The 13,151-nt window shown below is 70.3% G+C and carries 13 protein-coding genes; 12 read left to right on the top strand and 1 reads right to left on the bottom strand.

Annotation, left to right across the window (positions count from 1 at the left end; translation table 11 throughout):
- Positions 1 to 51 precede the first annotated feature (51 nt).
- The 10 genes from CIW48_RS12575 to eutC all read left to right on the top strand — a co-directional run bounded on the left by CIW48_RS12575 (position 52) and on the right by eutC (position 9,865).
- Positions 52 to 1,251, top strand: coding sequence for an urea ABC transporter substrate-binding protein (locus tag CIW48_RS12575; protein ID WP_246695223.1), 1,200 nt, complete (start codon positions 52 to 54; stop codon positions 1,249 to 1,251).
- Between the two features lie 104 nt (positions 1,252 to 1,355).
- Positions 1,356 to 2,228 (top strand): branched-chain amino acid ABC transporter permease, encoded by an 873-nt coding sequence (locus CIW48_RS12580; RefSeq protein ID WP_149311077.1) that lies wholly within the window; start codon positions 1,356 to 1,358, stop codon positions 2,226 to 2,228.
- 4 nt (positions 2,229 to 2,232) lie between these two features.
- On the top strand, positions 2,233 to 3,285 hold the full coding sequence (locus CIW48_RS12585) for a branched-chain amino acid ABC transporter permease (protein WP_149311078.1): 1,053 nt from the start codon (positions 2,233 to 2,235) through the stop codon (positions 3,283 to 3,285).
- On the top strand, positions 3,285 to 4,028 hold the full coding sequence (locus tag CIW48_RS12590) for an ABC transporter ATP-binding protein (RefSeq protein ID WP_149311122.1): 744 nt from the start codon (positions 3,285 to 3,287) through the stop codon (positions 4,026 to 4,028). The genes CIW48_RS12585 and CIW48_RS12590 overlap by 1 nt, the downstream gene beginning before the upstream one ends.
- Positions 4,021 to 4,731: an ABC transporter ATP-binding protein gene (locus CIW48_RS12595; RefSeq protein ID WP_149311079.1), complete on the top strand. Its 711-nt coding sequence runs from the start codon at positions 4,021 to 4,023 to the stop codon at positions 4,729 to 4,731. Before CIW48_RS12590 ends, CIW48_RS12595 begins: the two co-directional genes overlap by 8 nt.
- Positions 4,732 to 4,763: 32 nt before the next feature.
- Positions 4,764 to 5,756, top strand: a complete 993-nt coding sequence (locus CIW48_RS12600; protein ID WP_050731620.1) for an acetamidase/formamidase family protein — start codon at positions 4,764 to 4,766, stop codon at positions 5,754 to 5,756.
- A gap of 21 nt (positions 5,757 to 5,777) precedes the next feature.
- Positions 5,778 to 6,539, top strand: coding sequence for an SDR family oxidoreductase (locus CIW48_RS12605; RefSeq protein WP_149311080.1), 762 nt, complete (start codon positions 5,778 to 5,780; stop codon positions 6,537 to 6,539).
- A gap of 263 nt (positions 6,540 to 6,802) precedes the next feature.
- Complete coding sequence (locus CIW48_RS12610) at positions 6,803 to 7,507, top strand: L,D-transpeptidase (RefSeq protein WP_149311081.1); 705 nt, start codon at positions 6,803 to 6,805, stop codon at positions 7,505 to 7,507.
- Positions 7,508 to 7,676: 169 nt separating this feature from the next.
- A complete protein-coding gene (locus CIW48_RS12615; RefSeq protein WP_149311082.1) occupies positions 7,677 to 9,080 on the top strand; it encodes an ethanolamine ammonia-lyase subunit EutB in 1,404 nt (467 codons plus the stop codon).
- Positions 9,077 to 9,865: an ethanolamine ammonia-lyase subunit EutC gene (gene eutC, locus CIW48_RS12620; protein ID WP_149311083.1), complete on the top strand. Its 789-nt coding sequence runs from the start codon at positions 9,077 to 9,079 to the stop codon at positions 9,863 to 9,865. Before CIW48_RS12615 ends, eutC begins: the two co-directional genes overlap by 4 nt.
- 24 nt (positions 9,866 to 9,889) lie before the next feature.
- On the opposite strand, the gene CIW48_RS12625 is transcribed toward eutC, so the two are convergent.
- Positions 9,890 to 10,846, bottom strand: coding sequence for a GlxA family transcriptional regulator (locus CIW48_RS12625; RefSeq protein ID WP_149311084.1), 957 nt, complete (start codon positions 10,844 to 10,846; stop codon positions 9,890 to 9,892).
- A 203-nt stretch (positions 10,847 to 11,049) separates the two neighbouring features.
- Here CIW48_RS12625 and solA point away from each other — a divergent pair, with 203 nt between their 5' ends.
- Both solA and CIW48_RS12635 read left to right on the top strand, forming a co-directional pair.
- Positions 11,050 to 12,213, top strand: coding sequence for an N-methyl-L-tryptophan oxidase (gene solA / locus CIW48_RS12630; RefSeq protein ID WP_149311085.1), 1,164 nt, complete (start codon positions 11,050 to 11,052; stop codon positions 12,211 to 12,213).
- 71 nt (positions 12,214 to 12,284) lie between these two features.
- Complete coding sequence (locus CIW48_RS12635; protein ID WP_149311086.1) at positions 12,285 to 13,127, top strand: transporter substrate-binding domain-containing protein; 843 nt, start codon at positions 12,285 to 12,287, stop codon at positions 13,125 to 13,127.
- The last annotated feature ends 24 nt before the right edge of the window (positions 13,128 to 13,151 follow it).

The following is a 13,151-nucleotide window of genomic DNA, read 5'->3' on the forward strand; positions in this document are numbered from 1 at the left end:
CCGATGCCGAGAATGCCCCGCGGATCCCGCCGGTCCGCCTTCGCGGCCGCCATGCTGGCGAGCGCATCCCTGGCCGCCCCCACGGCTCGCGCCGCCGATCCGATCAAGCTCGGCGTCCTCGAGGATCAGTCCGGTGATTTCGCGCTGGCCACGATCGGCAAGGTCCACGGCATCCAGCTCGCCACGGACGAGATCAACGCCGCCGGCGGCATTGCTGGCCGGAAGCTGGAACTCGTGATCTACGACACGCAGTCCGACAACACGCGCTATCAGGAATTCATGCGCCGGGTTCTCCAGCGCGACAAGGTCAACGCCGTCTTCGCGGGCTTCTCCAGCGCGTCCCGCGAGGCCTACCGGCCGATCGTCGACCAGCTCGACGGTTTCGCCTTCTACAACAACCAGTACGAGGGCGGCGTCTGCGACGGACACATGGTCGTCACCGGCGCGGTGCCCGAGCAGCAATTCTCGACGCTGATCCCGTGGATGATGGAGAAGTTCGGCAAGCGGGTCTACACGATCGCGGCCGATTACAATTTCGGTCAGATCTCGGCCGAGTGGGTGCGCAACATCGTCAAGGAGAATGGCGGCGAGATGGTCGGAGAGGAGTTCATCCCCCTCGGCGTGTCGCAATTCTCGCAGACGATCCAGAACATCCAGAAGGCCAAGCCCGACATCCTGATGACCCTGCTCGTCGGCACCGCGCAGGCCTCCTACTACGAGCAGGCGGCGGCCGCGAACCTGAAGGTGCCGATGGGCTCCTCGGTCAATATCGGCCAGGGCTACGAGCACAAGCGCTTCCAGCCCCCGAGCCTCGCCAACATGTACGTCACCACGAATTACATCGAGGAGGTCGACAGCCCGTCGAGCAAGGCCTTCCTCGCCAAGTGGAAGGCGAAGTTCCCGAACGAGCCCTACGTCAACCAGGAGGCCGAGAACTCGTACCTCGCGGTCTACCTCTACAAGCAGATGGTCGAGCGGGCGAACGGCTCGACCAAGCGCGCCGACCTCCGCAAGGTCATCGCGGCGGGCGATGTCTGCGTGGACGCGCCGGAGGGCAAGGTCTGCATCGATCCGAAGAGCCAGCACGCCTCCCACACGATCTACCTCGCGAAGGTCGACGAGAAGCACGCGATCTCCTTCCCGAAGACCTGGGACAACATCCAGCCCTACTGGCTCGGGAAGGCCGGCTGCGACCTGACGCAGAAGGATCCGATGGCGCAGTACACGCCGAGCAACCCGCCGAAGCCCTGACCTGCCGGGACCGATATCCGCGCGCCTCGGTCCCGGGCCGGAGACGACGCGACACCGCCGGGGCCCCGGCCCCGGCCCCCAAGCCATTACGATCGGGCCTCCGCATGGACCTGCTGACCCACGCCTTCACGTTCCTCTACCAGATCGGGGACGCGTTCTCGTTCCTGGTCCTCTCCGCCTGCGGCCTCGCGGTGGTGTTCGGCATGATGGGCGTGATCAACCTCGCGCACGGCGAGCTGATCATGTGCGGCGCCTACGTCACGGCGGCGAGCACGCGGGCCGGGCTGCCGCTGCCCCTGGGCATCCTGGCGGGCGCGCTCGCGGCCGGGGCCGTCGGCATGGTGATGGAGCGCCTCGTCATCCGCCACCTCTACGGGCGGCCCCTCGACACCATCGTGGCGACCTGGGGCATCAGCCTCGCGGCGACGCAGGGCACTTTGATCCTGCTGGGCTCCAGCATGCCGGGAATCGGCACGCCGCTCGGCAGCTTCACGGTCGGCGGCTACTCCTACTCGACCTACCGCGTGGTGCTGATGGTCGCCGCCGTCGCGGTGCTCGCCGGGCTCTACCTCGCCTTCAACGCCACCCGCTTCGGGACGCTCGCCCGCGCCACCATCCAAGTGCCGCACATGGCCGAAGCCCTTGGGGTCGACACGCGCACCGTCTACGCCCTGACCTTCGGCCTCGGCGCGGCGCTGGCGGGCCTCGCGGGCGGGCTCTACGCGCCGACCATGACCATCGTGCCGACCATGGGGACGACCTTCATCATGGAGGCCTTCGTCACGGTGGTGGTCGGGGGCGCCGACATCTTCCTCGGCACGGCGCCCGCGGCCCTCGTGCTCGGCACGGTGCGGGCGCTGCTCACGACGTGGCAGGGCCAGCTCTTCGGGCAGATCGGCCTCCTCGTCGCGGTGATCCTGGTGATCCGGGTGCTGCCGCGGGGCATCTCGGGCCTGATCCTGCGCGAGCGGGTCTGAGGCCATGGCGTTGACCCTCCTCCGGCGCCTCGAAGGCCCGCAGACCCTGGGACGCGGGCCTGCCTTCTGGACCGCCTTCGCCCTCGTGGTCGCCGCCGCCATCGCCTACCCGTGGTTCGCGGACGGCTACACGGTCGGCAACACCGCCTACTTCTTCTGCTGGGTCTTCATGGCGCTCGGCCTGTGCCTGATCTGGGGCTACGGGGGCGCTCTCAGCTTCGGCCAGACTGCCTTCTTCGGCCTGTCCGGCTACGCCTACGGGGTGCTGACCCTCAATGTCGGCGCTGCCTACGGCTTCACCCTGGCGGCGCTGGTACTGGCCGTGGCGCTCTCGGCGGTCATGGCGGCGCTCCTCGGCTACTTCCTGTTCTTCGGCCGGATCGGCGGGGTCTTCCTCGGCATCATCACCCTGTCGGTGACGCTCGCCCTGGAGCGCTTCATGGCGCAGACCGCCGGCCCGGAATGGAAGATCGGGGCGGCACGCCTCAACGGCTACAACGGCATGAGCGGTATGCCGCCCCTGACCGTGCCGTGGTTCGACGGCGACGTCGTGCTGTTTCCCGACGTCGCCCTCTACTACGGGCTCCTGGGCCTCCTGATCGCCGTCTACCTCGCGCTGCGCATCCTGGTGAACGCCCGGTTCGGCAACGTGCTGGTGGCGATCCGCGAAAACCCGGAACGGGCCGAGATGCTGGGCTACGACGTGCGGCGCTACCAGCTCGCCGCCTTCGTGATCGGCTCGGCCCTCGCGGGCCTGAGCGGCACCCTCTACACGGCCTGGGGCCAGTACATCACGCCCTCCAGCATGGGGCTCACCGCCGCCGCGCTGCCGGTGATCTGGGTTGCGGTCGGCGGCCGCGGCGACCTGACGGCCACGCTCATCGGCACGCTCTTGGTCCTCGGCGGCTTCCAGGCGCTGACGATCTACGGCAGCCAGTACGCCCTGGTGGTGATGGGCCTGCTCCTCGTCGTGGTGGTGCTGGCGGCCCCCGACGGCCTCGTGGTGGCGGCCCTGCGCGGGCTCGGTCGCCTGCGCCGGCGGGAGGCGGGCCGATGATTCCGCTCCTCGAAACCCGCGATCTCAGCAAGCATTTCGGCGGGCTGCACGTCACCAACGACGTGAATTTCGCCCTCGCGGCGGGGGAGATCCACTGCCTGATCGGGCCGAACGGTGCCGGCAAGAGCACCTTCTTCCGCCTGCTGCTCGGCGAGTACACGCCGGAGCGGGGGCAGATCCTCTACGGCGGCGAGGACATCACCGCGCTCAAGCCGTTCGCGCGGATCCGCCGGGGCATGAGCGTCAAGTTCCAGGTGCCGGGCATCTTCCCGAGCCTGTCGGTCGCCCACAATCTGGAGATTGCGCTCCAGCACCATCTCGAGGGCGCCTCGCTCGGTGCCGAGATCCGCCGGCTGCTCGCCTTCCTCAACCTCACCGCGGCGGCCTCCGACCGCGCCGGCAACCTCAGCCACGGGCAGAAGCAGTGGCTGGAGATCGGCATGGCGATCAGCCTCAAGCCGCGCCTGCTCCTCCTCGACGAGCCCACCGCCGGGATGTCGCCTGACGAGACCTTCGCCACTGGCGCGATGGTGCAGGCACTCAACCGCGACGGCGTCGCGGTGCTGGCCATCGAGCACGACATGGCCTTCGTCCGGCAGATCGCCCAGCGGGTGACCGTTCTCCATGTCGGGCGCATCTTCGCCCAGGGCACCACCGACGCGATCATCGCGGACGAGCGGGTCGCCGCGATCTATCTCGGGGAGGCGGACGCGCCGCCGCTGCGGAGCGTCGCCGATGCCTGAGCCGCTCCTCGCGACGACCGGCCTGCGCGCCGGCTACGGCGGCAAGCCCGTCCTGCAGGGCGTCGACCTCGCAGTCCAGCCTGGCGAGATCGTGGCGGTGATCGGCCGCAACGGCGTCGGCAAATCGACGCTGATGCGCAGCCTCGTCGGGCTGCTGCCTGCCTCCGCGGGCGGCATCGCGTTCCGGGGCGCGGCGGTCGAGGGGCTCGCCGCCCACCGGCGCGCCCGCCTGGGCATCGGCTACGTTCCCCAGGGCCGCGACGTCTTCCCGCGCATGAGCGTCGCCGACAACCTGACGGTCGGCGCCTCCCTGCTGCCGAAGGGCGAACGGCCGGATTATGAGCGCGCCTTCGGGCCGTTCCCGATCCTGCGGGAGCGGCGCGGGCAGCGGGCCGGGACGCTCTCGGGCGGCCAGCAGCAGCAGCTCGCCATCGGCCGCGTTCTCGTCGGCGGACCCGCCCTGATCCTGCTCGACGAGCCCTCCGAGGGCATCCAACCCTCGGTGGTGCAGCAGATCGGCCGCACCCTGGTCGATCTCAACCGCCGCACTGGGGTGACGATCGTGTTCGTGGAGCAGAACCTCGACCTGATCCGCGCCATGGCCCAGCGCAGCTACGTCATGGACAAGGGCCGGATCGTCGCGGAGCTGACGGCCCGGGACCTCGACGACCGCGACCTGGTGCGGCGCCACCTCGCCGTCTGACGACCCAACAGACAACCAAGGGAGAGACGACCATGCAGTGGCTCGACCAGTCCATCATGGCCCGCAAGGGTGTCGCCGGCGGCAAGCCCGGCCGGGAGCACACGATCACCGAGGCCGAGCAGGGCCGCTACCACTACGTCTACGGCCCCTTCGCCGAGCCGGTGCTGACCGTCGATCCCGGCGCCGTCGTCACCGTCGAGACCCACGACGCCTTCGAGGGTAAGATCCGCCACGAGACCGACAGCCCGACGCAGATCCTGAACTTCCCCTACCTCAACCCGCAGAACGGGCCGATCTACGTCAACGGCGCCGAGAAGGGCGACTGCCTCGCGGTGGCGATCCGCTCGATCCGGCCGCGTGGCCCGCAGCCCTGCGGCACGACGCTGATCATGCCGGAATTCGGCGGCCTCGTCGCAACCGGCGACACCGCGCTCCTCAATCCGCCGCTCCCGGAACGGGTGCGCAAGCTCGAGGTCACGGCCGAGACCGGCGTGCGCTGGAACGACCGGATCACGCTGCCCTACCAGCCGTTCATCGGCACGATCGGCACCTCGCCGGAGATCGAGGCGATCTCCTCGCTGCAGCCGGACTATTACGGCGGCAACATGGACCTTCCGGACGTGGGCGTCGGCGCGGTGATCTACCTGCCGGTGAATGCCAAGGGCGCGCTCCTCTACCTCGGCGACTGCCACGCCGCGCAGGGCGACGGCGAACTGTGCGGCGTTGCGGTGGAGCACCCGACCCACACGACGGTGCAGATCGACCTGATCAAGGGCTGGACCTTCCGCTGGCCGCGGCTCGAGACCGAAGACTTCTACATGACGATCGGCTCGTCCCGCCCGATGGAGGATGCGGCGCGCATCGCCTACCGGGAGCTGATCCGCTGGCTCGCGGCCGATTTCGGATTCGACGAGATCGACGCCTACATGCTGCTCACGCAATGTGGGCGCGTGCGGCTCGGCAACATGGTCGACCCGAAATACACGCTCGGCGCCTCGATCACGAAAGCGATCGCCCACGCCTGATCGGCGACGGAGGAGGATGGCATGGATCTCGGGCTCAGAGGCCGCCGGGCGCTGGTGACCGGCGGCACCAAGGGGATCGGCGGGGCGATCGTCGACCTCCTGGCTGACGAGGGGGCGTCCGTCGCCCTCTGCGCCCGCAACGCCGCGGAGGTCGCCGCCAAGGTCGACGCCCTGCGCGCGAAGGGCGTGGCTGCGACCGGGCGCGCCCTCGACGTCGCCGACGCCGCGGCCCTGCGCGGCTGGGTCGCCGAGGCCGCGGAGGAGCTGGGCGGCCTCGACATCGTGGTGCCGAACGTGAGCGCGCTGGCGGTCGGCAGCGACGAGGCGGCGTGGCGCAGCGGCTTCGCCGTCGACATGATGGGCACCGTCACGGCGGTCGAGGCGGCGATGCCGTTCCTCGAACGCTCCGAGGCCGGCGCAATCGTCGTCATCTCCAGCGTCTCCGGGCGCGAGATCGACTTCGCGGCCGGCCCCTACGGTGCCTTCAAGGCGGCCCTGATCCACTACGCGCAGGGGCTGGCCTTCCAGCTCGCGCCCCGGAACATCCGCGCCAACTCGGTCTCGCCCGGCAACACTTACTTCGCGGGCGGCGTCTGGCACCAGATCGAGACCGGCAACCCGGCGCTGTTCGCCGAGGCGCTCCGGCTGAACCCGACCGGACGGATGGCGCGACCGGAGGAAGTGGCCCGCGCGGCCGTTTTCCTGGCCAGTCCGGCCGCGAGCTTCATCACCGGCACCAACCTCGTGGTGGACGGCAGCCTGACCCGCGGCGTGCAGTTCTGACTCCGCCGACCGGACTTGGATTGCGCCGGGACGGCCGCGCAGGCAGCCACAGTACGCCCGGCGCATTCGGCACGAATGTTCGGCGACGAAGTCTGGAGACCGCGAGGATCGACCACATTTGCGACGCATTTCGGCTGCTCTCGGCTTTGTAGAGATAAGCTTGCCAGGCGCGCTGGCGCGCGGCACTCTCAAGCTTGGCCGTTCGTGCGACGCAGGCACGCCGCGCGGTCGCGCCAGGCTGCAGGACAGGGAAGTCCAGGGCGATGATGACGGACGATCGCAAGGCCGACGGGCTCGACGAGCGCGGGCGCCCCGGGCGCGAGGCGGGGCTTCTCAGCCGCCGGTCGTTCCTGGCCGGCTCGGCCCTCGGGATCGGCGCCCTCTCGCTCGGTGGGTGCGGGACGACCGACACCCTGCTCATGGCCGAGGCGGCCAAGACCTACGGGCCGATGCCGAACGAGAAGTTCCCGATCCCGGCGGTCGACGTCAGCAAGGTCAACCCGAAATACTATCGGCGGACCGTCCAGTACGCCTCGTCGGAAGCCCCAGGCACGATCGTGGTCGATCCCGCCAACTACTACGTCTACCGCATCGAGGGTGACGGCACCGCCACGCGCTACGGCGCCAATGTCGGCCGCCAGGGCTTCCTGTGGAACGGCGACGCCTATGTCGGCCGCAAGTCCGAATGGGCGACCTGGACCCCGCCCAAGGAGATGATCCGGCGCCAGCCCGAGGCCGCGAAATACGCCCGCGGCATGCCCGGCGGCCTCGACAACCCGCTCGGCGCCCGCACGCTCCACCTGTACCAGAACGGCGCCTACACACTCTACACGATCTACGCCAGCAGCGACGCCGAATCGATCGGCACGGGCATCACCAGCGGCTGCGTCGGCTTGCTCAGCCAGGACATGATCCATCTCTACGCTCGGACCCCGGTGAAGACGAAGGTGGTGGTGCTGCCGGCCTGAGGACGGGCATGCGCCGCGCCCGACGCAGGCGAGGTGGCGCAAGATCCGGGACGGAAGGCGGCGGTTTCGCCGATTGCGCCCCGATTGCGCCGGTCCGGCTCCCTGGCGGCCTCGAAATCCGGCAGGATCGGGTTACCTGACGTCCGACAGCGCGCCGGGAGCGACCGCCATGGCCTACGCGACGACGATCGAAGGCACACGCTTCACCTTTCACGATCTGCGCAGCCTGCTCGCCAAGGCGACACCGGAGCGTTCGGGCGACCAGCTCGCCGGCCTCTGCGCGGAGGGCCCGGTGGAGCGTCTGGCCGCGCAGATTGCCCTCGCCGACCTGCCGCTGAAGACCTTCCTGGCCGAGGAGTTGATCCCCTCCGATGAGGACGAGGTCTCGGACCTGATCGCCCGCCGACACGATGCGGGTGCCTTCGCGCCGGTGTCGTCCCTCACGGTCGGCGCCTTCCGCGAATGGCTGCTCTCGCCCGCTGCCGATGCGCAGGCGCTCGCCGCCCTATCGCCGGGACTCACGCCCGAGATGGTCGCGGCGGTCTCGAAGATCTGCCGGTTGCAGGACCTCGTCGCGGTCGCCGCCAAGCGGCCGGTGGTGACGTGCTTCCGCTCGACGATCGGCCTGCCAGGCCGGCTCGCGACACGCAACCAACCGAACCATCCGACCGATTCGTCCGAGGGCATCCTGATCTCGGCCCTCGACGGCCTGCTGATGGGCTCGGGCGACGCGGTCATCGGCGTGAACCCGGCCACCGATTCCCTGCCGGACTACATCCGCATCGTCGAGCTCCTGGAGACCCTACGGCTGCGCCTCGACGTGCCGACCCAGCATTGCTGCCTCGGCCACGTCACGGTGGCGATCGAGGCCATGGCGCGGGGGGCACCCGTCGATCTCGTGTTCCAGTCGGTGGCGGGCTCGCAGAAGGCCAATGCCGGCTTCGGCGTCGACCTCGCCGTCCTGCGCGAGGCCTCCGAGGCGGCGCAGTCGCTGGGCCGCTGCCCGGCGGGCGGTCAGTTCATGTACTTCGAGACCGGCCAGGGCTCAGCGCTCTCCGCGGACGCCCATTGGGGCGTCGACCAGCAGACCATGGAGGCGCGCGCCTACGCGGTGGCGCGAGAGTTCGACCCGCTCCTCGTCAACACGGTCGTGGGCTTCATCGGCCCCGAGTACCTCTACAACGGCAAGCAGATCATCCGCGCCGGGCTGGAGGACCACTTCTGCGGCAAGCTGCTCGGCCTGCCGATGGGCGTGGACGTCTGCTACACCAACCACGCCGATGCCGACGGCGAGGACATGGACGCGCTCCTGACCCTGCTGTGCGCGGCCGGCGTCAACTTCGTCATCACCGTGCCGGGGGCGGACGACGTGATGCTGAACTACCAGTCGCTGTCGCATCACGACGCGGTCTTCGCCCGCGAGACCCTGGGTCGCCGTCCGGCCCCGGAATTCGAGGCATGGCTGCGGGATGTGCGGATCACGGACGCGCAGGGGCGGCTGGCCAGCGCGACGGGCGCGCTGCCCCCGGCCCTGGCCGAGGCGTCCCGGCTCCTGCCCGGGAGAGCGGCGTGAGCGAAGAGCCGGCGCGCCCAGGGCCCCCGACGCTGCGCGACCTGCGCGGGCTGACCCAGGCGCGCATCGCGCTGGGCGCGCACGGCGCCGGCCTCCCGACCGGCGCGGCGCTCGCCTTCGGCCTCGACCATGCCCGCGCCCGCGAGGCGGTGTGGACGCCCCTCGACGCGGCCGCGATCCGCGAAGGGCTGCGGGCGCAGGGCCTGGACTCGGTGGAGGTCCGCTCGGCCGTGTCCGACCGGGCGGAGTACCTGCGTCGACCGGACCGGGGCCGCAGCCTCGATGCGGAGTCCGCCGCGCTGCTCGCCGGGCTCGACGGGCACGGACAGGGCTTCGACGTCGCCATCGTGATCGCGGACGGGCTGTCGGCCACGGCGGTCGCGCTGAACGCGGTCCCGGCGGCCGCGGCGCTGGCGGCGCGGGTGCGGCGGGCCGGCTGGAGGCTGGCGCCCGTGGTGGTTGCGAGCCAAGGGCGTGTGGCGATCGGCGATCCGATCGGGGCGCGGCTCGGCGCGCGCTGCGTCGTGGTGCTGATCGGGGAGCGTCCGGGCCTGTCGGCCTCGGACAGCCTGGGCTGCTACGTCACGTTCGGCCCGGAGCCGGGCCTGCCCGACTCGCGGCGCAACTGCATCTCGAACATCCGGCAGGACGGCCTGGCGGTCGAGGCGGCCGCCGGGCAGATGGAGGCGCTGCTGCGGGCGATGCTGGCCCAGGGCACCAGCGGCGTCGCGCTGCGCCGGGAGGATCCCGCCGATCCGACGGCTCTCCCGGGCGCCCGGGACTGACCGCTCGGACTGCCCGGGCGGACGTCACGCTCGCTCCGCGGACGGGCTGCAGCCGAACTGGGACCGGTAGCAGCGCGCGAAATGGGCGGCGCTCGAGAAGCCGCAGGCCGTCGCGATTTCCCCGATCCTGAGCGGGCTCTGGCGCAGCAGGCGCCGTCCATGGGAGAGGCGGATGGTCCTGTACTGGGCCGAGAAGCTCAGCCCGAGCTTCTCGAGGAACAGCCGGTCGAGGTGGCGCGGGCTGATCGAGGCGAGACGCGCCATGGCCAGGCGGCTGAGCGGCGCCTCCACCGTCTTCTCCATCGCTTCCAGCACCGCCAGCAGGGCCGGATGGTGAATCCCGTACCGCTCGACCGCGGAGGCCCGCTGCGGGTCGTCGGCGGCGCCGATGGCGGTGTGGAGGAACCAGTCGGAGACGCGGCGGGCGAAGGCCTCACCCATGCGCTCGGCGATCAGGACGTGGGCCATCTCCAGGGGGGTGACGCCGCCGCCGCAGGTCAGGCGATCACCGTCGGCGACGTAGCGCGCCCGGTTCAGGCGCGCGTCCGGGAAGGTCTCGACCGTGGCGCCGGCATATTCCCAGTGGAGCGTGAATGCGCGACCGGCCAGCAAGCCCGCTGCGGCCATGAGATACGGACCGCCCGAGATGCCGCCGATGCGGACGCCGAGCCGGGCCATCCGCCGCAGGGTCGCGTGGATCTCGGGCCTGTCCCACTCGGTCGGCTCGCCGCCCGCGCAGACGAAGAGGGTGTGGAGGTGGCCGCGCAGGCGCGGCAGCGCCTCGGTGGGGACCTCCGCACCCGATGAGGCGGCCACCCGGCCCTCCGCCTCGCCGAAATAGCGCAGGCGGTAAAGCGGCCGCCCCGCAAGCTCGTTGGCCGCGCGGAACGGCTCGCAGCCCGAGGCGAAGGATAGCAGCGCGAACCCGGGCACGAGGATGAAACCGATCTCCTGCGGCCGGTCCCCGGTCTCCGCATCCATCTCACCCGCGCCCTCCGTCACCCGATGGCTCAAACGTGCAGGAAACCGTCCGTTGCAGTCAAACGCGCCGCCCGGCATCCTTCATTCTGTGTGCCGTTATCCCGTGCCGCGCGAGACCGCCTTCGGATGCCTCGATCTGCCGATCTGCTCCCCTGCCGCACTGCGGCGGCGTCCCGTCCCGTGAGCCAGCGGGAGTGCCGGCCGTGAGCCGCCGCTACGACGTCGCCGTCCTGGGACTCGGCGCGATGGGCAGCGCCGCTCTCTACCAGCTGGCGAAGCGGGGCGCCGCGGTGATCGGGCTCGACCGCTTCGCCCCGCCCCACGCGCTCGGGTCCAGCCACGGCGAGACGCGGATCACCCGGCAGGCGGTCGGTGAGGGCGCCGACTACGTGCCCTTCGTCACCGCCTCGCACCGCATCTGGCGCGAGCTGGAGGCCGAGACGGGCGAGACCCTGCTGAACGCCTGCGGCGCCCTCGTCATGGCCCCAGGCCACGGCGTCTCCTCGCATCACGGCAAGCCGGACTTCGTCGGACGCTCCATCAGCGCCGCGGAGGGTGCCGGCATTGTCCACGAGGTGCTCACCGGTGCGGACGTGGCTCGCCGGTTCCCGCAATTCCTGAACCTCGCGGGCGACGAGAAGGCCTATTACGAGCCGGGCGGCGGCTACGTCTTTCCGGAGCGCTGCCTCGCGGCCCAGCTCGGTCGCGCGGGTGCCGCGGGTGCCGAGATCCGCACGAGCTGCGCGGTGGTCGGGCTGCAGCAGGACGGGAGTGGCGTCCGCATCCAGACGGAGGAGGGGACCATCCTGGCCGACCGCGCTGTCGTGGCCGCGGGGGCCTGGACGGCGCCGCTGCTCGGGAGCCCGTTCGACCGGCTCCTGACCATCCGCCGTCAGCTCCTGCACTGGTACGCGTTGGCGGATGACACCGCCTACGGGCCGCATTCACCAGTCTTCATCTGGATGTACGGGACGAGCGACACGGAATACCTCTACGGTTTCCCGCCGCTGGACGGCTCCATCAAGGTCGCGACGGAGCAGTACAGCACCACCACCACCGCGGACGGGGTGGAGCGCCGCGTCGATCCGTCCGAATCCGACGAGATGTACCGGCTGCGCGTCGCGAACCGGCTGGCCGGCGCGACCCCGGAGGTCGTCCAGGCCGCGGCCTGCGTCTACACGGTGACCCCCGACCGCGGCTTCATCATCGACCGGCATCCCGCGATGGACCGGGTCACGGTGGTCTCCGCCTGTTCGGGGCACGGCTTCAAGCATTCGGCCGGCATCGGCGAGGCCGTCGCGGCGGATCTGGCCGGGACGGGCGTCACGGTCGATCTCAGGCCCTTCGCACTGGCACGTTTCGGTTGATGAGCTGGCTAATGGCTCGTGGATTGCTTGAAACCATGCCAAGATCAGTCGACCCGAGCAGGAAAGATCCGATGCGCCTCACGATCCGCACCCTTATGTCCAGCGGTGCGATGGCCGCGCTCGCGGCGCTCTCGGCCGTCGCGCTGCCCGGGCGGGCCGCGGCCGCCGACGGCGTCGACGCGATCAAGACGCGCGGGACGCTGATCGTCGGCGTGAAGGCGGATTACAAGCCGTTCGGCTTCCGCGACCCGAGCGGGGCGATCATCGGCCTGGAGCCTGACCTCGCCGCCGACCTCGCCAAACGGCTGGGCGTGAAGCTCGAGCTCGTGCCGGTCGTCTCGGCCAACCGGATCGAGTTTCTGCAGCAGGGCAAGGTCGACCTGCTGATCGCCACCCTGTCGGACAAGCCGGAGCGCCGCCGCGTCGTGCAGGCGATCGACCCGAACTACTATTCCGACTTCGTGAACGTCCTGCTGCCCAAGTCGTCCGGCATCACCGACTGGGCGCAGCTCAAGGGCAAGCCGGTCTGCGCCACCTCGGGGGCGTGGTACAACAAGGACGTCGCGCGGACCTACGGGGCCGAGATCGTCGCCTTCGACGGATCCGAGAAGCCGCTCTTCGCGCTCAAGCAGGGCAACTGCATCGGCTACGTCTACGACCAGAGCATGCTGCAGGGTAAGCTGCTCGACGACGACTGGAAGGCCAACTACGCGCTGCCGCTCAAGGGCATCCTCGACGCCCCGTGGATGATGGCAGTGGCGCAGGGCAACACCACGCTCCAGGCCGCGGTCGAGGACGCCACCAAGGACTGGATGAAGACCGGCTTCATCGTCAACGAGGAGAAGAAGTGGGGCATCGAGCCGACCGCTTACTCGAAGGCGATGCACGAGAAGTACAAGAACGCGACCAACTGATGCGCTCCTGCACGACGAAGCCGG

Origin of the sequence: Methylobacterium sp. P1-11 (assembly GCF_008329595.1) — a bacterium.
In the GTDB taxonomy this organism is placed as follows: domain Bacteria; phylum Pseudomonadota; class Alphaproteobacteria; order Rhizobiales; family Beijerinckiaceae; genus Methylobacterium.